Origin of the sequence: Pseudomonas sp. S9, assembly GCF_000222125.1 — a bacterium.
Lineage (GTDB): Bacteria > Pseudomonadota > Gammaproteobacteria > Pseudomonadales > Pseudomonadaceae > Aquipseudomonas > Aquipseudomonas segetis.
Genome location: NZ_AFFX01000001.1, coordinates 721,284 through 746,383 on the forward strand (window position 1 = coordinate 721,284; position 25,100 = coordinate 746,383).

Below are 25,100 nucleotides of genomic sequence, written 5' to 3' on the forward strand. Positions count from 1 at the left end.
CCATATGTGGGGTAAAGCGCGGAACCCCTTACACCCAGTCCGGGTATTTATTGTTTGTAACACCGATTTGCCGATAGTCAAGGTGATTGAGTGCATAAACAGTGAGCTGCACCATACTTTGGATTGGGTCATCCATTCGCCCTACAACGAACTTTTACAACCATGCATGCAAGTAGCCAGATTCGACTAACATTCAATCAGGATCAACCTGCACAACATGAGGACGACTCCACAGGCACGGTTGTGCAGGAGTCAAAGCCCGCACTGCAGGCGCCGCCAATGTACAAAGTCGTCTTGTTTAATGATGACTACACGCCAATGGATTTTGTGGTGGAGGTGCTGGAGATGTTTTTCAGCCTTAATCGCGAGCTGGCAACCAAAATTATGCTGACCGTCCATACAGAAGGGCGGGCCGTATGCGGTGTGTTTACCCGCGATGTTGCCGAAACCAAGGCAATGCTGGTAAACCAATACGCTAAAGAAAGCCAGCATCCACTACTCTGTGAGATCGAGAAGGACGGCTAGTGCCGTTCGCTTGGGCATGAGGTGAAGCTATGTTAAATCGAGAGCTCGAAGTTACCCTCAACTTGGCATTCAAGGAGGCTCGTACAAAACGTCATGAATTCATGACAGTAGAGCACTTGCTACTGGCCCTATTGGACAATGAGGCGGCAGCCAGCGTGCTACGTGCCTGTGGTGCAAACCTCGATAAGCTACGGCACGATTTGCTGGAGTTCATTGACTCAACCACGCCACTGATCCCGTTGCACGACGAAGAGCGTGAAACCCAGCCAACCCTGGGTTTTCAGCGTGTATTGCAGCGCGCGGTGTTCCATGTACAGAGTTCCGGCAAGCGCGAAGTCACTGGCGCCAATGTGCTTGTGGCCATTTTCAGCGAGCAAGAAAGCCAGGCAGTGTTTTTGCTCAAGCAGCAAAGTGTTGCGCGCATCGATGTGGTCAATTTCATTGCCCATGGCATTTCCAAGGTGCCTGGGCACGGTGGTCAGCCTGACGGTGAACAGGATATGGGCGATGAAGAAGGCGGTGAATCTTCGATTTCCGGCAATCCCCTGGACTCCTTTGCCAGCAACCTCAACGAGCTAGCCCGCCAGGGGCGTATTGATCCGCTGGTTGGTCGCGAAACCGAAGTTGAGCGTGTTGCGCAGATCCTTGCGCGGCGGCGCAAGAACAACCCGCTGTTGGTGGGCGAGGCGGGTGTCGGTAAAACCGCAATCGCCGAAGGCCTGGCCAAGCGTATTGTCGACAACCAGGTTCCGGATCTGCTGGCTGACAGCATCGTCTATTCGCTGGATCTCGGGGCGCTGCTGGCCGGCACCAAATACCGGGGCGACTTCGAGAAGCGTCTCAAGGCGTTGCTCAACGAGCTGCGTAAGCGCCCTCACGCGATTTTATTTATCGATGAGATCCATACCATCATTGGCGCCGGTGCGGCCTCTGGCGGCGTCATGGATGCCTCCAACCTGCTCAAGCCAATGCTGTCGTCAGGTGAAATCCGCTGTATTGGCTCGACCACCTTCCAGGAGTTCCGGGGGATCTTCGAGAAAGACCGGGCGCTGGCAAGGCGCTTCCAGAAGGTCGATGTAGTCGAGCCGTCGGTAGATGACACCATCAGTATTCTGCGTGGCCTGCGTGCGCGTTTCGAGCAGCATCACAATATCGAGTACAGCGACGAGGCCCTGCGTGCCGCCGCCGAGCTGGCTTCGCGCTACATCAACGACCGGCATATGCCGGATAAAGCCATTGATGTGATCGACGAGGCAGGCGCCTACCAGCGTCTGCAGCCAATCGAAACGCGGGTCAAGCGTATTGATGTGGCTGAAGTCGAGGACATCGTCGCTAAAATAGCGCGAATTCCGCCCAAGCACGTCAGCAGCTCTGATAAGGAGTTGCTACGCAACCTTGAGCGTGACTTGAAACTGACCGTATTTGGCCAGGAGGCGGCAATCGATTCGCTGTCCACTGCCATCAAGCTCTCCCGTGCCGGACTCAAGGCGCCAGACAAGCCTGTCGGTTCGTTCCTGTTTGCGGGCCCGACCGGGGTTGGCAAGACAGAAGCCGCGCGTCAGTTGTCCAAGTCGCTGGGTATCGAGCTGATTCGTTTCGATATGTCCGAGTACATGGAGCGCCATACCGTTTCGCGTTTGATTGGTGCGCCGCCGGGCTATGTCGGTTTCGATCAGGGCGGGTTGCTGACAGAAGCCATCACCAAGACACCGCATTGCGTGCTGCTGCTCGATGAAATCGAGAAGGCTCACCCCGAGGTGTTCAATTTGCTGCTGCAGGTGATGGATCACGGCACATTGACCGATAACAACGGCCGTAAAGCTGATTTCCGTAATGTGATTCTGATCATGACGACCAACGCTGGCGCAGAAACAGCAGCCCGTGCGTCGATTGGCTTCACCCACCAGGATCACTCCAGTGATGCCATGGAAGTCATCAAGAAGAGCTTCACCCCCGAGTTCCGCAATCGCCTGGATACCATTATCCAGTTCGGTCGCTTGAGCACCGAGGTGATCAAGAGCATCGTTGATAAGTTCCTCACCGAGTTGCAGGCGCAGCTTGAGGACAAGCGCGTCATGCTTGAGGTCAGTGAGGCGGCACGGACATGGCTTGCGGATTCGGGTTATGACGCAACCATGGGCGCTCGTCCGATGGCACGTTTGATCCAGGATAAGATCAAGCGTCCGCTGGCAGAAGAGATTCTGTTTGGCGAGTTGTCAGATCATGGTGGCGTGGTGCATGTCGACCTTGAGGGCGGTGAGCTGACCTTCGAGTTTGAAACCACGGCCGAGATGGCTTGATCGGTATTGCTCGGCCAGGTTCGCCTGGTCGATGCAACAACAAAAATGCCCGGCTGATAACCGGGCATTTTTTGTATCTGCTGCTTGAGCAAACGTGCTAGGTGCATTGCGCTTCAGGTTCTAGGCAAAAGCCAAGGACGAAGCAAAAGCCGTCCTGATAGATCCGGCCCAGTTGGCGCAAGGCGGTTCGCAGGTATTAACGAGCGCGGTAGGTGATGCGACCTTTGCTGAGGTCGTAAGGCGTTAGCTCAACGCGCACCTTATCGCCGGTCAAGATACGGATGTAGTTTTTGCGCATCTTTCCGGAGATGTGCGCAGTTACGACGTGCCCATTTTCCAACTCCACGCGAAACATGGTGTTGGGCAGGGTGTCGACGACAGTGCCTTCCATTTCGAAGCTGTCTTCTTTCGACATGCAGTAAAGCCCTCGGTATCCAATGAATGGCCCGGTGCAACTGGCGCCAGGCAAAAGCGGCGTGCATTGTGCCCGAAAACAGGTGCTTACGCCAAGTGATCCTCAGAAAAAGGTAACAAGCTGTCGGCAATCAAGGTCAAAAACGGGTAAAACAGCATTTAAGTGCTAGTTATTCGCCATCAGCCGTGCGATGACTCCAGCAAAGTATTCCTGGCGTTACACAAGGCTCAGCCAGCGTTGGTTGATGAAGAGCTCAATCGGACGGTATTGAGTCTTGTAATTCATCTTCCTGCAGTTTTTTATCCAGTAGCCCAGGTACACCGCGTGCAGTCCAAGTCGGACTGTCTCGGCTATTTGCCAAAGAATTGCGAAGCGACCGAGGCTGCGGCGTTCTTCACCAGGTTCGTAGAAGGTGTAGACCGCAGACAGGCCATTGGGCAAGACATCGGTTACGGCGAGTGCAAGGAGTTGGCCGTCAAGGCGGAACTCGAAGAATCGACAAAAAGGCAGGTCGCGCACCAGAAAGGTCGAAAACTGCTCGCGGCTGGGCGGGTACATGTCACCGTCTGCATGGCGCTGCTCGATATAGCGCGAGTACAGCGCGTAATACTCTTCGGTAAAGCTTGGGCGTACGCTTGTGACCTGGATGTCAGCGTTGCGCTTGATAATCCGTCGCTGCTGGCGATTGGGGCTGAAATCAGCCGCAGGAATACGCGCAGGCACGCACGCCGTACAGCCTTGGCAGTGTGGGCGGTACAGGTGGTCGCCGCTGCGCCGAAAACCCATTTCCGATAGCTCTGCATACACCTGGCCATCCATGGGCTGGCTAGGGTCGAGGAACAGTGTTGTGGCCTGTTCGTCGGGCAGATAGCTGCAAGGGTGAGGCTGGGTCGCATAAAACTTCAGACGGGCCAGCTCGGTCATATTTGGCTCTCGTGGAATGCCTTTAATCAGTGTAAGCCAGACAAGCTAACTCGACTAGCCGATACAGGATTGCCAATCAATTGTGCAGGGCTGATCAAGGTGTTGGCGCAAGGTGCTGGCAAACAGTTCGCGGCTGATAGCTCTGGCGCCGAAACTGTGCAGGTGCTGGGTTGGCATTTGGCAATCGATCATCACGAAGCCGGCGGCCTTGAGATGTTCGACCAGGGTTACAAAGCCGACTTTCGAGGCATTGTCGGCGCGACTGAACATCGACTCACCAAAAAACAGCCTTCCCATCGCAAGGCCATACAGGCCACCAACCAGTTGCTGGTCTTGCCAAACCTCGACCGAATGCGCCAGTCCGCGCTTGTGCAGCTCCAGATAGGCCTCGCGCATGCTGCTGGTGATCCAGGTTTCATTAGCGTAGGCACGCGGCTCAGAGCACGCAGTAATGACCGCGGCGAAATCCTGGTCGAAGGTGGCACGGTAGCGCCCTTGGCGCATTACTTTGCCCAGGCTGCGCGAAATATGCAGTTCGTTCGGGAATAGGACAGTGCGAGGATCAGGCGACCACCAGAGAATCGGCTGGCCGTCGCTAAACCAGGGGAAGCATCCATGACGATAAGCCATGATCAGGCGCTCTGCACTCAAATCGCCACCCGCTGCGAGCAGGCCATTGGGTTCTTGAAGGGCTTTGTCGAGTGCTGGGAAGTGCAGTGAATCGCGTTGTAACCAGGTCAGCATTGAATTGGCCCGAAAGGGTAGGGCGGTGCATGCGCAGCCGCCCGGTTCATCTGTAAGCCGTGCCTGACAAGCCAGCAGGACGTGCCTGCTGGGCTGTTATCAGTTGTCGTCGAGAAACTTTTCGACATCCAGTGCGGCCATGCAGCCGGCGCCTGCAGAGGTAATGGCCTGGCGATAAACGTGATCAGCCACGTCGCCGGCGGCAAACACACCCTCGATGCTGGTGGCCGTGGCGTTACCTTCGCTGCCACCTTTGATTCTCAGGTAGCCGTCATGCATGTCGAGCTGGCCCTGAAAGAGGTCGGTGTTTGGCTTGTGGCCAATGGCGATGAACACGCCAGCGAGCGGCAGGTCCTGGGTCTCACCGGTTTCGGTGCTTTTCAGGCGAGCGCCGGTGACGCCACTGGCATCGCCCAGGACTTCTTCGAGGGTAGTGTTCCAGTGCATGCGCATATTGCCATTGGCAACCTTGTCAAACAGCTTGTCTTGCAGGATTTTCTCGGAGCGCAGCTTGTCGCGGCGGTGTACCAGGTGGACTTCCTTGGCAATATTGGACAGGTACAGCGCTTCCTCGACTGCAGTATTACCGCCGCCGATCACCGCAACGACCTGGTTGCGATAGAAGAAACCGTCGCAAGTGGCACAGGCGGAAACACCCCGGCCGGAGAAAGCTTCTTCCGATGGCAGGCCGAGGTATTGGGCGCTGGCGCCAGTGGCAATAATCAGGGCGTCACAGCTGTAGGTGCCGCTGTCGCCCTTGAGGATGAACGGGCGCTGCTGCAACTCGGCGGTGTGGATGTGGTCGTAGACTAGCTCGGTGTCAAAGCGCTCGGCGTGCTTTTGCATGCGCTCCATCAGCGCCGGCCCGGTCAGGCCTTCGACATCACCCGGCCAGTTGTCGACCTCGGTCGTGGTGGTTAGCTGGCCGCCGGGCTGGATGCCGGTGATGATCACAGGCTTGAGATTGGCCCGTGCCGCGTAGACCGCTGCGCTGTAGCCGGCAGGGCCGGAACCTAGAATGATCAGACGTGAATGCTTGACTTCGCTCATAGAAACACCTCATAAGCCTTTGTCACCAAAGAGAATGCATGCTCAAATTGAACTGCGCGGAAATAGCTTGGCGGCTATGCTACACCGAAGCAGGCTTGAGCGGGAATCAAGGACTATTGTCTGCGGCAAAACCACGCGCAAGCCTGCATGGAGCATGGCGTCGCGCCGCTAAACCCGTACAATAGGTGGATAAGTCATAACTCGCCATTGGCTTGGTTGCAGGCCATGGCACAGGAACAGATGCGTTTTGAAGAAAACTAGCCCTACAGCTCAAATGCCCATGTGGCGTCAGCAATTACCGTATCGACTCAAGGAAGGGGCGCTTATTGCCCTCGGTGCACTGTGCCTGTACGTCTGGATGGCCTTGCTGACCTACGACCCTAATGACCCGGGCTGGACCCACACCAGCAATGTCGCCCAGGTGCAGAACGCGGCCGGTCGCGCCGGGGCCTGGTCGGCAGACATCCTGTTCATGGCGCTGGGCTATTTTGCTTATCTGTTTCCCCTGTTGCTCGGGGTCAAGACCCTGCAGGTGTTTCGTGCCCGGCATGAGCCTTGGCAATGGAGTGGCTGGCTATTCTCCTGGCGTTTGATTGGCCTGGTGTTCCTCGTGCTCTCGGGAGCAGCGCTGGCCTACATACACTTTCCGGCGGGTAACAGCATGCCCGCCTCATCAGGTGGCGCGCTGGGCGAAAGTATCGGTCAATTGGCTGAAAATGCCTTGAATGTTCAAGGCAGCACACTGTTGCTGATTGCTTTGTTCCTGTTTGGCTTGACCATCTTTACCGACTTGTCCTGGTTCAAGGTCATGGACCTGACTGGCAAGATTACCCTGGATTTGATTGAGCTGATCCAGAGCCTGGCCAATCGCTGGTGGAGCGCCCGGACCGAGCGTAAGCAGTTGCGTATTCAGTTGCGCGAGGTTGATGAGCGAGTGGCGCAAGTGGCGGCTCCGGTGGCTCGCGATCGGCGCGACCAGGTCAAGGCCGAGGAGCGCATTATCGAGCGTGAGGATTCGCTGAGCAAGCACATGAGTGCCCGTGAAGGGCGTCCTGCGCCCATTATCACGCCACCTTCGGCGCCAGCAGTGCCTGAGCAAAGCAAGCGCGTGCAGAAAGAGAAGCAGGTGCCGTTGTTTGTCGACAGTGCGATCGAAGGCACCTTGCCGCCCATCTCATTGCTTGATGCGGCCGAGAAAGTCCAAAAGCAATTTTCGCCAGAGTCGCTTGAGGCCATGTCGCGACTGGTTGAAATCAAGCTCAAGGAGTTTGGTGTCGAGGTTGTTGTCGAGTCGGTCCATCCAGGCCCGGTGATCACGCGTTTCGAGATCCAGCCAGCCGCCGGGGTCAAGGTCAGCCGTATTTCCAATCTTGCAAAAGACCTTGCGCGCTCGATGGCGGTGATCAGTGTGCGCGTGGTCGAGGTCATTCCTGGCAAGACCACCGTTGGTATCGAAATCCCCAACGAAGACCGGCAGATGGTGCGTTTCTCCGAAGTCCTGTCTTCCCCCGAATACGATGAGGCCAAGTCGCCAGTGACCCTGGCCCTGGGGCACGACATTGGCGGCAAGCCGGTCATTACCGATTTGGCGAAGATGCCACACTTGCTGGTTGCCGGTACCACGGGCTCCGGTAAGTCGGTTGGTGTTAACGCCATGATCCTGTCTATTTTGTTCAAGTCGACGCCAGAAGAGGCGCGCTTGATCATGATCGACCCGAAAATGCTTGAACTGTCGATCTACGAAGGCATTCCGCACCTGCTGTGCCCGGTGGTAACCGACATGAAGGAGGCCGCCAACTCGCTGCGCTGGAGCGTTGCCGAGATGGAGCGCCGTTATAAGCTGATGTCGAAGATGGGCGTACGTAACCTGGCCGGTTTCAACCGCAAGGTCAAAGATGCAATAGAAGCGGGCACGCCGATTCCTGACCCGCTGTATCGCCGTGAAAGCATGGAAGACGAAGCACCATTGCTCAAGCCGTTGCCAACAATCGTGGTGATAGTCGACGAATTTGCCGACATGATGATGATCGTCGGCAAGAAGGTCGAGGAGTTGATTGCCCGTATCGCCCAGAAAGCCCGGGCCGCGGGTATTCACCTGATCCTTGCGACGCAGCGCCCATCGGTTGACGTGATCACCGGCTTGATCAAGGCCAACATCCCAACGCGAATGGCGTTCCAGGTGTCGAGCAAGATCGACTCGCGGACCATTCTCGACCAGGGTGGCGCCGAACAGTTGCTGGGTCATGGCGACATGCTCTATTTGCCGCCTGGCACCGGTCTGCCGATTCGCGTGCATGGCGCATTTGTTTCGGATGACGAGGTACACCGCGTGGTCGAAGCGTGGAAACTGCGTGGCACACCTGACTATATCGAAGAAATCCTGGCTGGCGTTGAAGAGTCGGGCAGCGGCTTTGAGGGCAGCAGCGAAGGCGGTGATGACAGCGAAGATGACCCGCTTTACGACGAGGCGGTACGCTTTGTGACTGAAAGCCGTCGCGCATCGATTTCAGCCGTGCAACGTAAGCTCAAGATTGGTTACAACCGTGCCGCGCGGATGATCGAATCAATGGAAAACGCCGGTGTCGTAACCTCAATGGGTACCAATGGCTCACGTGAAGTTATTGCGCCAAGCCCTGTTCGCGATTAATTGTTTTCAATCTGATCCTAAGGAGTCCCATGCGCCTTTTCCGCATGTTGTTACTGAGTGTGCTGAGCCTGACTTGCCTCAATGCCATGGCTGATGACAGTGCCGCGGTCAAGCGCTTGACTGAACTGCTCAGCCAGGCGCAAACCATTACTGCGCGCTTCTCGCAGTTGACCCTCGATGGCAGTGGCAGCCAGTTGCAGGAAACCGCCGGTGAGCTTTCTCTCAAGCGCCCGGGCCTGTTCCGCTGGCACACTGATGCGCCGCAAGAGCAGTTGCTGGTGTCCAATGGTAAGCAGGTCTGGCTATACGATCCGGATCTTGAGCAGGTGACCATCCAGAAAATGGATCAGCGCCTGACCCACACCCCGGCACTTTTGTTGTCTGGCGATGTGTCGAAGATCAGCGAAAGCTTTGATATCAGCTACAAGGAGGCGGGTAACGTGGTCGATTTCACCTTGAAGCCCAAGTCCAAGGACACCTTGTTCGATAACCTGCGCCTGTCGTTTCGCAGTGGCGTTGTCAATGACATGCAGTTGATTGACAGTATCGGTCAGCGTACCAACATCCTGTTTCTCAATGTGAAGATGAATCAGCCGATCCAGGACAGTGAATTCACTTTCGAAGTGCCCAAGGGCGCGGATGTCATTCAAGAGTAAGAGGTCGTAGCTCGCCTTTATGGATTTGTTTCGCAAGGCTCCTGTTGCTCAACCCCTGGCCGCGCGTTTGCGGGCCACTACGCTGGATGAGTATGTCGGTCAGGAGCACTTGCTCGCCCGTGGCAAGCCGCTGCGCGAAGCACTTGAGCAGGGCACGCTGCATTCGATGATCTTCTGGGGGCCGCCTGGTGTGGGTAAAACCACCCTGGCACGACTGCTGGCCCAGGTATCCGATGCGCACTTTGAAACCATCTCGGCGGTGCTTTCCGGCGTCAAGGAGATTCGCCAGGCGGTCGAGGTCGCGCAGCAGCATGCGGCGCAATACGGGCGCCAAACCATACTGTTCGTCGATGAGGTCCACCGCTTCAACAAGTCACAGCAGGATGCGTTCTTGCCTTATGTTGAAGACGGTACCCTGATTTTTATCGGCGCAACCACAGAAAACCCGTCCTTTGAACTGAACAACGCATTGCTTTCCCGGGCACGGGTCTATGTGCTCAAAAGCCTGGATGAAGCAGCGCTGCGCAAGCTGGTTGACCGCGCCCTGCATGACCCCAAGGGCTTGGGTGATCGTCAGCTGAGCTTGCCAGAAGAAAGCTTTGCCATCCTGATGGCGGCAGCGGACGGCGATGGCCGGCGCCTGCTTAACTTCCTGGAAAATGCAGCAGATCTGGCAGATGACGGCGGGGAAATCACCGCTGAGTTGTTACGGGACCTGCTGGGCGACAGTCGTCGACGCTTCGATAAAGGCGGCGAGGCGTTTTATGACCAGATTTCCGCGTTGCATAAGTCGGTGCGCGGCTCCAGTCCTGACGGTGCGCTGTACTGGTATGCAAGGATGATCGATGGCGGCTGCGATCCGCTGTACATCGCTCGTCGAGTGGTGCGCATGGCCAGCGAAGACATCGGCAACGCTGACCCGCGAGCCCTGAGCCTGTGTTTGTCCGCCTGGGATGTTCAGGAGCGCCTTGGCAGCCCCGAGGGTGAACTGGCGGTCGCCCAGGCGATTGTCTATCTGGCCTGTGCACCTAAAAGCAATGCGGTATACAGCGCGTTCAAGGCCGCCATGCGTGACGTGGCCGAAAACGGCTCCATGGAAGTGCCGCTGCATTTGCGTAATGCACCGACAAAATTGATGAAGCAATTGGGTTATGGCGATGAGTATCGTTACGCCCATGACGAGCCTGATGCCTATGCGGCTGGCGAAGACTACTTTCCCGAGCAGCTTGAGCCGCGCCAGTATTACCAGCCTGTGCCCCGCGGCCTTGAGTTGAAAATTGGCGATAAGCTCAAGCATTTATCCGCGCAGGATGCCGCTAGCCCGCGTAAAAGGAGAGAGTCATGATCAAAGTGGTTGCTGCGGTCGCTGCCGGTGGGGCGTTGGGCAGTACCTTGCGCTTTTTAACCAGCTATTGGGTGCAGCGCCACTGGCCGCAGCATTTTTACATGGCCACCTTCAGCGTCAATATTATCGGGTGTTTTTTGATTGGCCTGTTAAGCGGGCTGTTTTTGTTGCGCACCGATATTCCGCTCGAATTGCGGACCGGCATTACCGTGGGCGTACTCGGTGGCTTGACGACTTTTTCATCATTCAGCCTGGAAACCATAAGGTTGATTGAGGGCGGCCAGGCTGCGATTGCCTTTGGCTACCTGGCGGCAAGTTTGATTGGCGGGCTGCTGGCTGCGTGGGGCGGGTTGTCCTTGACCCGCTTATGACTCGGTCGGTGTCATCCGTTTTAGGTCTTTTGCCTGGCTAATGGCGGCGATTCGCATTTTTTTCGGCTCATGCTTAGCACTCGGCGCCGCGAACCCTTAAACTTGTCTCCATTCTGTCTCATGGCCCCGGCCATGCAATTCACACCCTTTGTATTGAGATATCAGCATGCTCGACGCCAAACTGGTGCGCACCGAACTTCAAGCAGTCGCTCAGCGCCTTGCCACTCGTGGTTTTCAGCTCGACGTAGCGCGTTTCGAAGACCTTGAAGCGCAGCGCAAAACCCTGCAAACCCGTACCGAGCAACTGCAAGCCGAGCGTAACGCACGCTCCAAGTCCATTGGCCAGGCCAAGCAGCGCGGCGAAGATATTGCGCCTTTGCTGGCGGAAGTTGATCGCATGGGCAGCGAACTGGACCAGGGCAAGCGTGATCTGGATGCCATTCAGGTCGAGCTCGATAGCATTTTGCTTAACCTGCCAAACCTGCCCCATGAGTCCGTGCCAGTGGGCGCCGACGAGGACGACAACCTTGAAGTCCGCCGCTGGGGCACGCCAAAAGAGTTCGATTTCTCGGTGCAGGATCACGTTGCCCTGGGTGAGCAGCATGGTTGGCTGGATTTCGAAACCGCTGCAAAGTTGTCCGGCGCCCGTTTTGCCTTGCTGCGTGGCCCGATTGCTCGCCTGCACCGCGCGCTCGCGCAGTTCATGATCAACCTGCACACTGCCGAACACGGCTACGAAGAGGCCTACACACCTTATCTGGTTCAGGCGCCTGCGCTGCAGGGCACGGGCCAGCTGCCCAAGTTTGAAGAAGACCTGTTCAAGATCAGCCGCGAGGGTGAAGCCGATTTCTACCTGATCCCAACAGCTGAAGTGTCGCTGACCAACATCGTTGCCGGTGAAATCCTTGATTTCAAACAACTGCCGCTCAAGTTTGTGGCGCACACGCCCTGCTTCCGCAGTGAAGCAGGGGCTTCGGGGCGTGATACCCGCGGCATGATCCGCCAGCACCAGTTCGACAAGGTTGAAATGGTCCAGGTGGTTGAGCCAGGCACTTCCGAACAGGCGCTCGAAGATCTCACTGCCAATGCTGAAAAAGTATTGCAACTGCTTGAGCTTCCATATCGCGTGCTTTCTTTGTGCACGGGTGATATGGGCTTCAGCGCAATCAAAACCTACGACCTTGAAGTCTGGGTGCCAAGCCAGGATAAGTACCGCGAGATTTCTTCTTGCTCCAATTGTGGGGACTTCCAGGCGCGACGCATGCAGGCCCGCTACCGTAACCCGGAAACCGGCAAGCCTGAGCTGGTGCATACGCTTAATGGCTCTGGCTTGGCGGTCGGTCGCACACTGGTTGCCGTGCTGGAAAACTACCAACAGGCTGACGGTAGCATCAAGGTGCCAGAAGTGCTCAAGCCCTACATGGGTGGTATCGAAGTCATAGGCTGAGACTGGGTTTGGCCAGGCGTGCCAACGTCCTGGCCTCTTTGATTCGCTGTCTGTTGAGGCTGCCATGGATTTTCTGCCCTTGTTCCACAAACTCAAGGACCGCTTGGTGTTGGTCGTTGGGGGTGGTGAAGTCGCCGTGCGTAAGGCACGTTTGCTGGCGGATGCCGGTGCGCGCTTGCGTGTAGTCGCTCCCCATATCCGTACGGAACTCAGCGATATGGTCGAGGCGGGCGGCGGTGAGTTGTTGCTGCGCGGCTATCAGGCACAAGATCTCGAAGGCGTAGCCCTGATCATTGCAGCTACGGATGATGAGCCGCTCAACGCGCAAATATCGACCCAGGCTCAAGCGCTGGGTATTCCGGTAAACGTGGTAGATGCGCCGGCATTGTGCAGCGTGATATTTCCGGCGATTGTCGATCGCTCGCCATTGATCGTGGCCATCACCAGCGGCGGCGATGCCCCTGTGTTGGCGCGCTTGATCCGCGCCAAGATCGAAACCTGGATTCCATCGACTTACGGTCAATTGGCCGGTCTGGCTAAAAAATTTCGCGCTCAGGTCAAAACCCTATTTCCAAATGTCCAGCAGCGTCGGGTGTTCTGGGAAGATGTTTTTCAGGGGCAGGTTGCCGAAAGTGTATTCGCGGGCAAGTTGCACGAAGGTGAGCGTTTGCTGAGCGAGAAGGTCAAGGGTGCCGCGCCGCAAATGCTGGGGGAGGTGTACCTGGTAGGTGCGGGTCCTGGTGATCCTGACTTACTGACGTTCCGCGCTTTGCGCTTGATGCAGCAAGCGGATGTGGTGCTCTATGATCGTTTGGTTGCCCCCGCCATTATTGAGCTGTGCCGGCGCGATGCTGAGCGGGTTTATGTGGGCAAGCAGCGTTCGGATCACGCATTGCCCCAGGAGCAGATCAACCAGCGTCTTGTCGATCTGGCCAAGCAAGGCAAGCGTGTGCTGCGCCTGAAAGGCGGTGATCCCTTTATCTTCGGGCGCGGTGGCGAGGAGATCGAACAACTGGCTGCCCATGGCATTCCATTCCAGGTTGTGCCGGGTATTACTGCTGCCAGTGGTTGCGCGGCCTACGCTGGAATCCCCTTGACCCATCGGGATCATGCCCAATCCGTGCGCTTCGTTACCGGGCACCTCAAGGACGGGAGCAGCGACCTGCCATGGAGCGAGCTAACCGCTTCGAGCCAGACACTGGTGTTCTACATGGGCCTGGTTGGTTTGCCAGTGATCTGCCAGCAATTAATTGCCCATGGCCGCGCCGCGAACACACCGGCAGCCCTGATTGAGCAAGGCACCACGCAGAATCAACGGGTCTACACCGGAACCCTGGCGGATTTACCAGCATTGGTTGCAGAGAATGAGGTTCGCGCACCGACCCTGGTGATTGTCGGGGAAGTGGTGCAGTTGCGTGAGCAGTTGGCATGGTTTGAAGGCGCTCAGGCCAAGGTCTGAGCGCTGCTCCATCCGGCGGGTGTCAGCCCGCTTTGAAGATGCCTTTGCCTGGCAGGCGCAAGCGGTCATGCGCGCGCAAAAGATCCAGCCCCGGCCCCTTTGGCACTATGCCTGTTGGGTTGATGGTGGCATGGCTGGCGTAGTAGTGATGCTTGATGTGTTCGAAATTGACCGTAGGCGCAATGTTTTGCCATTGGTAGAGTTCGCGCAGCCAGTTCGACAAGTTCGGATAATCCTCAATGCGCTTGAGGTTGCACTTGAAATGGCCGTGATACACGGCGTCAAAGCGAACTATGGTGGTGAACAGGCGCCAGTCAGCTTCGGTCAGGTATTCCCCCGCCAGGTAGCGTCGATGCTCAAGCAGCGCGTCGATCGCATCCAGTTCTGCAAACAGTTGATCAAAGGCTTCTTCATAGGCCTCTTGTGTGGTGGCAAAACCTGCCCGGTACACACCGTTATTCACCGCCGGATAGATCCGCTCGTTGAGCTGATCGATCTCGCCGCGCAGCGCTTCGGGGTAGAGGTCGAGGTTATTTTCGGTCAGGTGGTTGAAGGCTGTATTGAACATGCGGATGATCTCCGCGGATTCATTGCTGACAATCCGTTGCTGTTGCTTGTCCCAAAGCACAGGCACGGTCACTCGGCCAGTGTATTGCGGGTCATCGCGGGTATAGCGCTGATGCAGCAACTCGAAGTCGTCGAGCTTGTCGCCACTGGAGCCTTTGGTCTTATCAAAGGTCCAGCCATTTTCGCGCATCAGCCAGCTGACGACGGATACATCAATCAACGACTCAAGGCCTTTGAGTTGGCGAAAAATCAGGGTTCTATGGGCCCAGGGGCACGCCAGTGACACATAGAGATGATAGCGCCCGGCCTCGGCCTTGAATCCGTTGTCGCCGCTGGGGCCGGCACGGCCATCTGCAGTTACCCAGTTACGCCGCTGGGCGTTTTCGCGTTTGAAACGGCCATCTGCTTTGGTGTCGTACCACTGGTCTTGCCACTTGCCATCGACTAATAAACCCATGATCTGTGTCCTTTCAGGCAAGCCGGGCAGCATGAGTGCCGGGCCTGCTAGTGATTGATGGGCACAGTCTAACGTGGGTAAATTGATTTAAAGTCTCAAATTACCCAAGGTTTTGATCGATTATTTCGATGTTAATCGTGCTGTCCAGTAGCGCTCGGCGCGTTCGAAAGCCAGCTCGCGGCTTGTTTCAAGCCCGCGCAAGGCCAGCGCCATGGTGCTGATTACCGCCATCTTCGCGTAGCTGTCATCGCTCTCGCCGCGCCAAAAGCGCAGTAGTTGCTCAGGCTCAAGACTTTCTGGTTTGACATGGCGTTGCGCAGACAAGGCAGGCCAGTCCTCATCCCAGTTCTGGCCATTGGCGGTGCCGTAGAGATGGCTGGTTGCATCAGGATTGATTTCAATTTCACCGCCTTCGCCCTTGATCACAATGGCGCAATCGCCAAGCAACTGGCTGGCTTCGCGGTGTACGGCCTGATAGCCGGGATGAAAGATACTCTGCAGGCAGCAGCGTGCACTCAAGGGGTTGATGATCCGGGTGAGCGAGTGGATAGGCGAACGCAAGCCAAGGGTATTGCGCAGATCGATCATTTTTTGCAGTGGCGCCGACCAGTCTCCCAGAGGAATAAAGCCCAGCGAGTGCTGCTTGAGCGCTTGATCAACCTGCGTCCACGACCGACACAGCGGGATCTCGAGCTGGGTCAGCAGTTGCTCGCTGTAGAGTCGGCCAGCTGTGTGGGCGCCGCCACCGTGCATGAGGATCCGCACGCCGTTGGCTGCAAGGGCTTTGGCTGCAAGCAGGAACCAAGGCAGGTGGCGTTTTTTACCGGCATAGCTGGGCCAGTCGATATCAACCTCTATTGCCGGCGCATTCAGGCGCTCGCGCACCGCCTGGGCAAAGCCAGCCATTTCTTCAGCGCTTTCTTCCTTGTGCCTGAGCAGCATCAGGAAGGCGCCGAGTTGGGTGTCTTCAACCTCGTCATCGAGCAGCATGCCCATGGCTGAATAGGCTTCGTCGCGGGTGAGGTTGCGCGCGCCGCGCTTGCCTTTGCCCAAAATACGAACGAACTGGGCGAAAGGGTGTTCTGCAGGTGTCTGAAGCTTCATAGACAATTGGTCGGCTTGGGCAGGCCCGCCAGCTTGGCGGCAAGTTTGGCGGGGGTGCCATTGAATAATCGGTTGAGGTGCAGGCTGTTGCCCTGTTCAGGGCCGAGCTTGAGGGCTACATACTTGATTAGCGGGCGATTGGCGGGCGAGAGTTGAAATTCGGCATAGAACTCACGCAGTAGTTTGAGCACTTGCCAGTGTTCTTCGGTCAAGATCAGCGCCTCGCGTTGGGCCAGCGCGGCGGCAACGGCTTCAGACCAGTCATCAAGCTTGCATAGATACCCGTCTTTATCCAGGGCAATGATCTGCCCTGCAACTGTCAGTTCGCTCATAACCAGCTGTTGACCTTGGCGAACTTCAGGCTTAGGCGGACAAACTCAGGGTAATCGATCACTTGCGCGCAGGCAGGGGCATCAATAGAGCGTGCCTGGACATCTTCTTCGAGCGCATAGAGCTGAATACTGTCAGGAATCAGCTCAAGGGCCTGCAGTTGCGGAGTATCGGCAAGCAGCGCATAAACGGCATCACCGCAGAGCAGCAAGCCGTCATCTTCGCTGAGCAGGCGCAGGCAGCTACTGAGGCTGGCGTCAGTGAACGGGGAGTCGGAGAGTACGTGCAAGGTAGGCATCAGATTGTCACCACTTGATCGTAACGCTCTATAAGTGCGCGTAACGCCGTGTCATCCAGGACTTCGGCGGGAAGTGTGAGTGAAGTTTGCGGCATGCCGCGTTCAGCCAGGCTGCGCGCAGAGACGTAGAGTGAGTCGACACCGAACATTGGCAGCGCCTGCAGGTTTGCGCCCAAATCTTTCTGCTGCAGTTTTTGTGGGTGTTGCCCGGGCATCAGCTGCAATGCGCCATCGTCAAGAAACAGCATAGCAATGGGTAAATCGAATGCACCTCCGGCCAGGGCGATATCCAGCGCTTCGCGTGCGCTGGGGCCAGACCAGGGCGCCTGACGATTGATGATCAACAAGGACTTCACCTCAGGCGCCTCCAAAACAGATTAGACGGTCTGCGATTTGATTGGCTTCATGCAATTGGCCCAGCCCGGAAAGCTGCCACGGGGCCTGAACACTTGCAGCCGTACGCGAATAGCGTGCAGCTTCCTCATCATTCAGCGCACCGCGCCGCAATGCGGCGGCGATGCAGACCACGCCATCGAGTTGATGCTGGTCAACGAACTCACGCCACTGGCTGGGCAGATCAATTTCATCCTGGCCACTGACCGCTGCGCTAGATGCGTTGTATACACCGTCCTGATAGAAAAACAGCCGAACTATCTCATGGCCTTGTGCAATTGCCGCTTGGGCAAAGCGCAGGGCTCGGCGAGAGGAGGGCTGATGGGGTGCTGCAAACAATGCTATGGCGAATTTCATGGTGGGCCAGTCAGTTATTACTTTGTGAATAATAAAGCCTGGCGCGCCAAGATGCTCGCCATAGCAACGAAAAAGCCCGCACAAAGCGGGCTTTTTGCAAGCGTAGTGACTGTTAGTCGTCGCTACCCATGATGCCAAAGATCTGCAGCAAGCTGATGAACAGGTTGTAGATCGAGACATACAGGCTGATGGTGGCCATGATGTAGTTGCGCTCGCCACCATGGATGATGGCGCTGGTCTGGAACAGGATGCAGACCGACGAGAACAGTACGAAGCCAGCGCTGATCGCCAGTTGCAAGCCGCTAATCTGGAAGAAGAAGCTAGCAACCATGGCGCCGATCAGGACAAAGAAACCTGCAGTGATGAAGCCACTGAGGAAGCTCATGTCCTTGCGCGTGGTCAGTACGTAGGCGGACAAGCCAAAAAACACCAGGGCGGTCATGGCAAACGCCGAGCTGACGACTTCCGCGCCGTTAGCCATGCCCAGGTAGCGGTTGAGGATTGGCCCAAGGGTGTAACCCATGAAGCCGGTCAAGGCCAAGGTCGAAACCAGGCCCCAAGGCGAGTTACGTAGTTTTGCCGTGAGGAAAAACAGGCCATAGAAGCCGACCAGCACAACAATGAAGTTGGGGTAGGCAACGTTGGCGCGCTGTGCCAAGAAAGCGACCAGGCCACTGAAAGCCAGGGTGATTGCCAGCAAGCCGTAGGTATTGCGTAATACGCGGCTTACTTCCTGTTGCTCGACCTGCGTGTGGTCGATTGCGTAATTTTGTTGTTGCATGGCCTCACTCCTAATAAAAAACCATTGGTTCCGTAAGCGATACTGACACCGATATTAGCACTGTGTTGAAAAAAAACGCTTCAGAGAGTTTGACAGCGTGTTTCGTTCGGGTAAGATTGCCGCCCGCAGTCAGGGAGAAGTACATTAACCAGAGTTAATGTGTTGATCTTAAACGGAACTGCGTATGCAATATTGGAAGCGTGGCCGAGTGGTTTAAGGCAACGGTCTTGAAAACCGTCGATGGGAAACTGTCCTAGAGTTCGAATCTCTACGCTTCCGCCATCTTTTGGCTCAAAGAGCAAGTGCCAAACAAGCGCTTGCTCTTTGAGCTGCGATTCACCACGCTAGAGATAGCGCACGCGCTTTATAGGCAGGGCTGCCAGACAGATGAAATGGACCGCTGTATCATGCGGCAAGTATAGCGAGGTGTCCCATTGATTCGAGTGCTAGTGGTTGATGATCATGACCTGGTTCGTACCGGAATCACCAGAATGCTGGCTGATATCGAAGGTCTTGCCGTAGTCGGTCAAGCTGAAAGTGGTGAAGAAGCAATACTCAAGACCCGTGAGCTTAAACCTGATGTCATTCTCATGGACGTCAAGATGCCGGGCATTGGTGGTCTTGAAGCCACGCGCAAACTGATTCGCAGTAATCCAGACGTCAAGGTTGTCGCCGTGACGGCCTGCGAGGAAGACCCGTTCCCCACGCGCTTACTGCAAGCTGGCGCTTCAGGCTACCTGACCAAGGGCGCAGCGCTGGACGAGATGGTGCAGGCAATCCGCATGGTGTCCGCAGGGCAGCGTTACATCAGCCCGCAAATTGCCCAGCAGCTGGCGCTGAAGTCATTTCAGCCGCAAAGCAGCAACTCTCCATTCGATTTGCTTTCAGAGCGCGAAATCCAGATCGCCTTGATGATTGCTGGCTGCCAAAAAGTGCAGAGCATTTCCGACAAGCTTTGCTTGTCGCCCAAAACAGTCAATACCTATCGATATCGCATTTTCGAAAAGCTAGCCATTACCAGTGACGTCGAACTGGCTTTGCTGGCCGTTCGCCACGGCATGGTCGATGCATCCCAGTAATGAGCATGGCGCTTTTGATTCCAGCGCTTTCCTAGCTACCTGCAGCGGGCGTCCCGGGGTTTACCGGATGTCCGATGCCGAGGGCAAGCTGCTTTACGTTGGCAAAGCCAAGAACCTGAAAAGTCGGCTGTCCAGCTACTTTCGCAAAACCGGCCTGGCGCCTAAGACAGCGGCGTTGGTGGCCAGGATTGCGCAAGTTGAAACCACCATTACCGCCAATGAAACCGAAGCGCTGCTGCTTGAGCAGACACTCATCAAGGAGTGGCGACCGCCGTATAACATTCTTCTGCGAGACGATAAGTCCTATCCTTATGTGTTTCTCTCGGATGGCCAGTTTCCGCGGCTCAGTATTCATCGCGGAGCCAAAAGGTTTAAAGGTCGCTACTTCGGCCCCTATCCAAGTGCCGGGGCCATTCGTGAAAGCCTGGGCTTGTTGCAGAAGACGTTTCTGGTTCGCCAGTGCGAAGACAGTTATTTCAAGAATCGTACCCGGCCATGCCTGCAATACCAGATCAAGCGCTGCAAGGGGCCCTGTGTCGGTCTGGTCGAGCCTGAAGAGTACGCCGAGGACGTTCGTCACTCAGTAATGTTTCTCGAAGGGCGCAGCAATGCGCTCACCGGCGAGCTGTCCACGGCCATGCAAAAAGCATCCGAAGAGCTCAATTTCGAACGGGCAGCCGAGCTTCGCGACCAGATATCACTGCTGCGCCGTGTGCAAGACCAGCAAAGCATGGAAGGCGGTACAGGCGATGTCGACGTGGTCGCCAGCATCGTGACCCCGGGCGGTGCCTGTGTGCATCTGATTACTGTGCGGGGCGGGCGGGTGCTGGGCAGCAAAAACTTCTTTCCACAGGTCGCCATCGAAGAAGACAGCAGCGCCGTAATGCTGGCGTTTCTCTCGCAGTATTACCTGAGCAGTCACGAACGCGATTTGCCAACCGAGCTGATCGTCAATGTGCAGAATGAAGATTATCCAACGCTGATAGCTGCCATTGAGGCGTCGCGCGGCCGTGAACTTGCCATTAGCTATCGGGTGAGAGCAACGCGCGCGCGTTGGCAACAGTTGGCGGTAACCAATGCTGAGCAGGCGTTGAGTGCGAGATTGGCCAACCGCCAGCATGTCGCGGCGCGCTTCGAGGCATTGGCCGAGGCGCTCAAGCTTGATGAGATCCCCCAGCGCCTCGAGTGTTTTGATATCAGCCATTCAAGCGGCGAGGCGACGGTCGCGTCATGTGTGGTGTTCGGCCCTGAAGGCCCGCTTAAGTCGGATTATCGGCGCTACAACATTGAAGGCATTACCGGCGGCGATGATTATGCCGCCATGCACCAAGCGCTTACGCGGCGTTTTAGCAAGGTAAAGGACGGCGAGGGCAAGCTGCCGGATATCCTGCTGGTCGATGGCGGCAAGGGCCAGTTGGCCATGGCTCGTGAGGTGCTTGAGGAGTTGGCGGTGCCGGAGTTGATTCTCCTGGGCGTGGCAAAAGGTACGACCCGTAAGCCAGGCCTGGAAACCCTCTACCTCAATGATGCTGCCCATGAATTTACCTTGCCCGGTAATTCGCCCGCGCTGCACCTGATTCAACAAATTCGTGACGAGTCTCACCGCTTTGCAATTACCGGCCACCGCGCCCGTCGCGGCAAAACCCGGCGTACCTCAACGTTGGAGGGGGTTGCTGGCGTTGGGCCAAAGCGTCGGCGTGAATTGCTCAATCATTTTGGTGGCCTGCAAGAGTTGTCGCGTGCGAGTATCGAAGAAATTGCTAAATCCCCCGGCATTAGCAAAAAGCTTGCAGAGCTCATTTATGCAGCATTGCACAGCGAGTAGAATGCCGGCTCACCCTGAACAGTCGTGCTGATGAATATCCCCAATCTGCTTACAGTACTTCGCGTACTGCTGATCCCTATTTTTGTGCTGCTGTTCTATCTCCCGTTTTCATGGAGCTATTGGGCGGCGAGCATTGTCTTTTCCATCGCTGCCATCACCGACTGGCTGGACGGTTACCTCGCGCGCCTGTGGCAGCAAAGCACACCTTTCGGGGCATTTCTGGACCCTGTGGCCGATAAGCTGATTGTAGCCGTGGCCTTGGTGCTGCTGGTTGCCGAGCACAGCAATCTATGGCTTACCCTGCCGGCGGCAGTGATTATCTGCCGTGAAATCGTTGTTTCGGCACTGCGCGAGTGGATGGCCGAGATGGGGGCAAGGGCCCATGTGGCGGTATCGAACCTGGGCAAGTGGAAAACAGCTGCGCAAATGGTTGCATTAGTCATACTGCTGGCCAATCCACCGTTGATTACCGCCTGGGTTGCTTTCGGCTACGGGTTGTTGATCGTTGCGGCGGTTCTAACTTTGTGGTCGATGGTGCACTACTTATTGGCGGCCTGGCCCCATCTGAGCCCTTCAGTGGAAAAGAAATAAACTTTTTTGAATCAAGGGGTTGACGTCGGGCGCGGAACATATAGAATGGCGCCCGTCGACAAGACAAGCGGGAATAGCTCAGTTGGTAGAGCACGACCTTGCCAAGGTCGGGGTCGCGAGTTCGAGTCTCGTTTCCCGCTCCAGTTTTTCAACGGGCCGTTTATAGCGGCCCGTTTAGTTTCAAGGCTGAGTAGCAGAGTGGTTATGCACCGGATTGCAAATCCGTGAACGCCGGTTCGATTCCGACCTCAGCCTCCAAATAGAAAGCCTCGTAGATCAATGATTTACGAGGCTTTTTTATTGTGAAATAGGGGCTTGCGAGGCCTGCCTCTGCTGTATATAGTCCTCAACCACGCAAGATACCAACACCGCCCCGATGGTGAAATTGGTAAACACAGCAGACTTAAAATCTGCCGACCGAAAGGTCTTGCCGGTTCGATTCCGGCTCGGGGCACCATCTTTGATACAAAAAGCCCCGTTGAGCCAACTGCTCAGCGGGGCTTTTGTTGTGCCGCGCAATCTTTAAAACGAGGCAATTATCCTGCCGAGCGTGGCCATTGCGTCTTCGCTGCGTGAGGTCCAGGGATGACCGCAGTTCAAGCGTGCGCAGTTGCCGAACTGGCGGTTGGCGGAAAAGATAGGCCCGGGGGCCAAGCTGATACCTTGGGCCAAAGCCAGCTTGAACAGGCGCAGCGAGTCAACCTGCTTGGGAAATTCAAACCACAGAAAATAACCGCCAGACGGGCGACTGACGCGGGTTGTAGCGGGAAAGTGCCGTGCAGCCGCAGCAAGCATTGCGTCCTGTTGGGTTTCCAGGCTGTGCCTGAGTTTACGCAAGTGTCGGTCATAGCCTCCGTGCTGCAAATAATCTGCAAGCGCCGCCTGGGCGGGCACCGAGGGCGATATTGTGGTCATCAGCCGCAGGCGACTGACTTGCTGGGCGAAGCGTCCAGCCGCAACCCAACCAATGCGATAGCCAGGTGCCAGGCACTTGGAAAAGGACCCACAATGCATGACCAGGCCATCTTCATCATAGCTTTTGACCGGGCGAGGCGGTCGTGCATTGAAACTCAGTTCGGCGTAGACATCATCTTCAATCATGGGCACCTGGTGCTGTTTTAGCAGCGAATAGAGCGCTTGTTTTTTAGCATCGCTCATCGTTGCACCCACCGGGTTTTGCAGGCTGCTCATAAACCAGCAGGCTTTGACCGGCAGGTTCGCCAGGCTTTGCGCCAAGCAGTCGAGATCGATGCCGTCACGGGGGTGGACCGGGATTTCAACCGCCTTGAGCTTGAGTCGCTCCAGTACCTGCAATGTGGCATAGAACGCCGGGGCCTCAATGGCAACCAGGTCGCCGGGCTGGGTGACGCATTGCAGGCATAGATTCAGTGCCTCCATCGCGCCGTTGGTAATAACCAGCTCCTCGACCGGCAACATCACGCCACTGAGCATATAGCGAAGGGCAATCTGCCTGCGCAAGTTGGGATTGCCTTCGGTCATGTCGGCAATGATTGCGCTGGCAGGCATGGTGCGCAGGGTTTGAGCCATGGAACGTGCCAGGCGCTCGAGTGGGAAAAGATCGGGCGATGGAAATGCCGAGCCAAAGGGAACAGTGTCCGGGTCCTTGAGTGAGCCCAGCACCGAAAAGACCAGGTCGCTGACATCAACATCTGTGGGGTTGGCCTTTTGATGAATGGCTTCCGGTTCAGCAAGCGGCTGCTGGGCCTGTTCCCGGACAAAGTAGCCAGAGCGGGCACGGGCCTGGATCAGGCCTCGGTCTTCAAGCAGGTAATAGGCTTGAAATACCGTGGAAGGACTGACGCCGAATGTCCTGCTGGCGTGGCGCACCGAAGGTATGCGCTCACCCGGTATCAACACCGAGCTACGTATCAGCTCTGCAATTTCGTCCGCGACTTTTTCGTAGCGTTTCATAGTGTTCTGAATGCCGGTGGTTAAGGCCTCATACTTTACTGGCAGCGCACTGTGCATGCGATTGCTCAGCGAACTACGGGCGATATAAAGGTGCTTTCAGTGCTGACTTGCTGCCTGGGCATCTCAATATTGGTTACCACAAAGCTCAGGTGTTCGGCGCTTTTCACTGCCTCGGGCTTGAGCAAGACAACACTGATTGGCATATCAACAATCTCTCCGGGGGCGAGCTTGATCTGTTGTGGGCCCTGCAGGGCAAATGAGGGGTTGTCGCCGAGTGCGATGGCGTAACGTTGAGGCTGCTGGGTTTTGTTGATGATTTTCAGGCTGTAGATATTTTCGATCTGCCCTTGTCTGTTTTCACGGAACATAGCGCGATCCTTGCTGACGTCCAGCGAGATCAGCGCACGCGCCTGCAGGGCCCAGGCGAAGCCGACAATCATCAGCAGTAACACAACCGCATAGGCAACAAGGCGAGGGCGTAGCAGTCGGGTTTTTGCGCCATTTAGTGCGCGCTCGGAGCTGTAGCGTACCAGTCCGCGCGCATAGCCCATCTTGTCCATGACTGTGTCGCAGGCATCGATACAGGCACCGCAACTCAGGCAATTGAGTTGCAGACCATCACGAATATCGATGCCGGTGGGGCAAACCTGGACGCAGATTGTGCAATCAATGCAGTCGCCAAGTCCCTGGGCTTTGGAGTCAGTGCCCTTGCGTCTTGGGCCACGCGACTCGCCGCGTGCGCTGTCATATGAGACCACCAGTGTATTGTCATCGAACATGACACTTTGAAAGCGCGAATAGGGGCACATGTCCAGGCAGACTTTTTCACGCAACCAGCCCGCATTGATATAGGTCGCTGCGGTAAAGAACAGCAACCAGAACGCGGTGGAGCCGTTGATATTCAATTGCAGGCTGTCGATTATCAATTGCCGTATAGGGGTGAAATAGCCAACAAAGGTCAGAGCTGTTGCCAGGCCCACCGCTAACCACAGGACGTGCTTGATCGTGCGTCGCAGTAACTTGTTGAGCGAGACTGGTGCGGCATCAAGCTTCAGGCGCTGATGACGTTCGCCCTCGGCAAATTGCTCAATCCGCATGAATATCCAGGTAAATACACTCTGCGGGCAGCTGTAGCCACACCAGACGCGTCCGGCAAAAACTGTAATAAAGAACAGCCCGAAAGCGGCGATGATCAAGATGGCGCAGAGCAGAATAAAATCCTGTGGCCAGAACGTAGCGCCGAAAATATAGAATTTTCGACCGGCAAGATCCCACAACACCGCTTGACGATCTCCCCAGTTCAACCAGGCTGTGCCGAAGTAGAGCAGGCACAAAAAACCGGCGCCATAGAGACGCAAGTTTCGGTAAAGCCCAGTAAAGCTTCGGGTATGGATGGGGCCGCCGGCTTGCGCAGGGGTAATGCGCAGCGGCGAAGATGAATCGATGCTGTCGATTATCGTGACGGGGATGCGGTCGGTCATGGCTAGCGCCTCACAGGCTGTA

Annotated in this window: 24 protein-coding genes and 4 tRNA genes; 15 read left to right on the forward strand and 13 right to left on the reverse strand. The window is 56.3% G+C overall.

Translation table 11 applies throughout. The annotated features are described in order from the left end of the window. The first annotated feature begins 162 nt into the window (after nucleotides 1–162). Both clpS and clpA read left to right on the forward strand, forming a co-directional pair. Nucleotides 163–525: an ATP-dependent Clp protease adapter ClpS gene (gene clpS / locus PSES9_RS0103270; protein ID WP_010483948.1), complete on the forward strand. Its 363-nt coding sequence runs from the start codon at nucleotides 163–165 to the stop codon at nucleotides 523–525. A gap of 29 nt (nucleotides 526–554) precedes the next feature. Continuing rightward, nucleotides 555–2,825, forward strand: coding sequence for an ATP-dependent Clp protease ATP-binding subunit ClpA (clpA, locus tag PSES9_RS0103275; RefSeq protein WP_010483950.1), 2,271 nt, complete (start codon nucleotides 555–557; stop codon nucleotides 2,823–2,825). A 196-nt stretch (nucleotides 2,826–3,021) separates the two neighbouring features. On the opposite strand, the gene infA is transcribed toward clpA, so the two are convergent. The 4 genes from infA to trxB all read right to left on the reverse strand — a co-directional run bounded on the left by infA (nucleotide 3,022) and on the right by trxB (nucleotide 5,958). Continuing rightward, nucleotides 3,022–3,240, reverse strand: coding sequence for a translation initiation factor IF-1 (gene infA / locus PSES9_RS0103280; RefSeq protein ID WP_002553999.1), 219 nt, complete (start codon nucleotides 3,238–3,240; stop codon nucleotides 3,022–3,024). A 216-nt stretch (nucleotides 3,241–3,456) separates the two neighbouring features. Then, on the reverse strand, nucleotides 3,457–4,164 hold the full coding sequence (locus PSES9_RS0103285) for an arginyltransferase (RefSeq protein WP_010483952.1): 708 nt from the start codon (nucleotides 4,162–4,164) through the stop codon (nucleotides 3,457–3,459). 54 nt (nucleotides 4,165–4,218) lie between these two features. Then, nucleotides 4,219–4,908 carry a leucyl/phenylalanyl-tRNA--protein transferase gene (aat, locus tag PSES9_RS0103290; RefSeq protein WP_010483953.1) on the reverse strand — a complete coding sequence of 230 codons (690 nt, stop codon included), beginning with the start codon at nucleotides 4,906–4,908 and terminating at the stop codon, nucleotides 4,219–4,221. Nucleotides 4,909–5,007: 99 nt separating this feature from the next. Next, on the reverse strand, nucleotides 5,008–5,958 hold the full coding sequence (gene trxB, locus PSES9_RS0103295; protein WP_010483955.1) for a thioredoxin-disulfide reductase: 951 nt from the start codon (nucleotides 5,956–5,958) through the stop codon (nucleotides 5,008–5,010). 274 nt (nucleotides 5,959–6,232) lie between these two features. On the opposite strand from trxB, the gene ftsK reads away from it, so the two are divergent. The 6 genes from ftsK (at nucleotide 6,233) to cysG (ending at nucleotide 13,883) form a co-directional block, all read left to right on the forward strand. Beyond that, entirely contained in the window at nucleotides 6,233–8,605 is a 2,373-nt protein-coding gene (gene ftsK, locus PSES9_RS0103300; protein WP_010483957.1) for a DNA translocase FtsK, read from the forward strand. Nucleotides 8,606–8,634: 29 nt separating this feature from the next. Beyond that, complete coding sequence (gene lolA, locus PSES9_RS0103305) at nucleotides 8,635–9,261, forward strand: outer membrane lipoprotein chaperone LolA (protein WP_010483959.1); 627 nt, start codon at nucleotides 8,635–8,637, stop codon at nucleotides 9,259–9,261. 19 nt (nucleotides 9,262–9,280) lie between these two features. After that, nucleotides 9,281–10,606, forward strand: a complete 1,326-nt coding sequence (locus tag PSES9_RS0103310; RefSeq protein WP_010483961.1) for a replication-associated recombination protein A — start codon at nucleotides 9,281–9,283, stop codon at nucleotides 10,604–10,606. Beyond that, nucleotides 10,603–10,977 (forward strand): fluoride efflux transporter CrcB, encoded by a 375-nt coding sequence (crcB, locus tag PSES9_RS0103315; protein WP_010484279.1) that lies wholly within the window; start codon nucleotides 10,603–10,605, stop codon nucleotides 10,975–10,977. The genes PSES9_RS0103310 and crcB overlap by 4 nt, the downstream gene beginning before the upstream one ends. 166 nt (nucleotides 10,978–11,143) lie before the next feature. After that, nucleotides 11,144–12,424 carry a serine--tRNA ligase gene (gene serS, locus PSES9_RS0103320; RefSeq protein WP_010678595.1) on the forward strand — a complete coding sequence of 427 codons (1,281 nt, stop codon included), beginning with the start codon at nucleotides 11,144–11,146 and terminating at the stop codon, nucleotides 12,422–12,424. Between the two features lie 64 nt (nucleotides 12,425–12,488). Then, a complete protein-coding gene (cysG, locus tag PSES9_RS0103325) occupies nucleotides 12,489–13,883 on the forward strand; it encodes a siroheme synthase CysG (RefSeq protein ID WP_010678596.1) in 1,395 nt (464 codons plus the stop codon). A gap of 22 nt (nucleotides 13,884–13,905) precedes the next feature. Here the strand turns inward: cysG and PSES9_RS0103330 are convergent, their stop codons facing one another. From PSES9_RS0103330 to PSES9_RS0103360, 7 genes are all read right to left on the reverse strand, one after another. Further along, a complete protein-coding gene (locus PSES9_RS0103330; RefSeq protein WP_010678597.1) occupies nucleotides 13,906–14,907 on the reverse strand; it encodes a glutathione S-transferase family protein in 1,002 nt (333 codons plus the stop codon). A 120-nt stretch (nucleotides 14,908–15,027) separates the two neighbouring features. Then, on the reverse strand, nucleotides 15,028–16,011 hold the full coding sequence (locus PSES9_RS0103335; protein ID WP_010678598.1) for a glycosyl transferase family protein: 984 nt from the start codon (nucleotides 16,009–16,011) through the stop codon (nucleotides 15,028–15,030). Further along, nucleotides 16,008–16,343: a TusE/DsrC/DsvC family sulfur relay protein gene (locus tag PSES9_RS0103340; protein WP_010678599.1), complete on the reverse strand. Its 336-nt coding sequence runs from the start codon at nucleotides 16,341–16,343 to the stop codon at nucleotides 16,008–16,010. Before PSES9_RS0103340 ends, PSES9_RS0103335 begins: the two co-directional genes overlap by 4 nt. After that, nucleotides 16,340–16,639, reverse strand: a complete 300-nt coding sequence (gene tusB, locus PSES9_RS0103345) for a sulfurtransferase complex subunit TusB (protein ID WP_010678600.1) — start codon at nucleotides 16,637–16,639, stop codon at nucleotides 16,340–16,342. Before tusB ends, PSES9_RS0103340 begins: the two co-directional genes overlap by 4 nt. Continuing rightward, a complete protein-coding gene (tusC, locus tag PSES9_RS0103350) occupies nucleotides 16,639–16,995 on the reverse strand; it encodes a sulfurtransferase complex subunit TusC (protein WP_010678601.1) in 357 nt (118 codons plus the stop codon). Before tusC ends, tusB begins: the two co-directional genes overlap by 1 nt. A 1-nt stretch (nucleotide 16,996) precedes the next feature. Further along, nucleotides 16,997–17,389: a sulfurtransferase complex subunit TusD gene (gene tusD, locus PSES9_RS0103355; RefSeq protein ID WP_010678602.1), complete on the reverse strand. Its 393-nt coding sequence runs from the start codon at nucleotides 17,387–17,389 to the stop codon at nucleotides 16,997–16,999. 112 nt (nucleotides 17,390–17,501) lie between these two features. Further along, nucleotides 17,502–18,170, reverse strand: coding sequence for a Bax inhibitor-1/YccA family protein (locus tag PSES9_RS0103360; protein ID WP_010678603.1), 669 nt, complete (start codon nucleotides 18,168–18,170; stop codon nucleotides 17,502–17,504). A 194-nt stretch (nucleotides 18,171–18,364) separates the two neighbouring features. Here PSES9_RS0103360 and PSES9_RS0103365 point away from each other — a divergent pair. The 7 genes from PSES9_RS0103365 to PSES9_RS0103395 all read left to right on the forward strand — a co-directional run bounded on the left by PSES9_RS0103365 (nucleotide 18,365) and on the right by PSES9_RS0103395 (nucleotide 22,122). Next, nucleotides 18,365–18,452: transfer RNA gene (locus PSES9_RS0103365), tRNA-Ser, on the forward strand. 152 nt (nucleotides 18,453–18,604) lie between these two features. Continuing rightward, a complete protein-coding gene (gacA, locus tag PSES9_RS0103370) occupies nucleotides 18,605–19,249 on the forward strand; it encodes a response regulator transcription factor GacA (RefSeq protein WP_010678604.1) in 645 nt (214 codons plus the stop codon). Further along, nucleotides 19,236–21,074, forward strand: a complete 1,839-nt coding sequence (gene uvrC / locus PSES9_RS0103375; RefSeq protein ID WP_029529346.1) for an excinuclease ABC subunit UvrC — start codon at nucleotides 19,236–19,238, stop codon at nucleotides 21,072–21,074. Before gacA ends, uvrC begins: the two co-directional genes overlap by 14 nt. A 30-nt stretch (nucleotides 21,075–21,104) precedes the next feature. Beyond that, entirely contained in the window at nucleotides 21,105–21,665 is a 561-nt protein-coding gene (gene pgsA, locus PSES9_RS0103380) for a CDP-diacylglycerol--glycerol-3-phosphate 3-phosphatidyltransferase (protein WP_010678606.1), read from the forward strand. 67 nt (nucleotides 21,666–21,732) lie between these two features. Next, nucleotides 21,733–21,808: transfer RNA gene (locus PSES9_RS0103385), tRNA-Gly, on the forward strand. Nucleotides 21,809–21,849: 41 nt separating this feature from the next. After that, nucleotides 21,850–21,923: transfer RNA gene (locus tag PSES9_RS0103390), tRNA-Cys, on the forward strand. 112 nt (nucleotides 21,924–22,035) lie between these two features. Beyond that, nucleotides 22,036–22,122: transfer RNA gene (locus tag PSES9_RS0103395), tRNA-Leu, on the forward strand. A gap of 65 nt (nucleotides 22,123–22,187) precedes the next feature. Here PSES9_RS0103395 and mapR read toward each other — a convergent pair. Together mapR and ccoG are read right to left on the reverse strand one after the other, a co-directional pair. Next, nucleotides 22,188–23,597 carry a GntR family transcriptional regulator MpaR gene (gene mapR, locus PSES9_RS0103400; RefSeq protein WP_010678607.1) on the reverse strand — a complete coding sequence of 470 codons (1,410 nt, stop codon included), beginning with the start codon at nucleotides 23,595–23,597 and terminating at the stop codon, nucleotides 22,188–22,190. A 65-nt stretch (nucleotides 23,598–23,662) separates the two neighbouring features. After that, nucleotides 23,663–25,078: a cytochrome c oxidase accessory protein CcoG gene (gene ccoG, locus PSES9_RS0103405; RefSeq protein ID WP_010678608.1), complete on the reverse strand. Its 1,416-nt coding sequence runs from the start codon at nucleotides 25,076–25,078 to the stop codon at nucleotides 23,663–23,665. Between the last annotated feature and the right edge of the window lie 22 nt (nucleotides 25,079–25,100).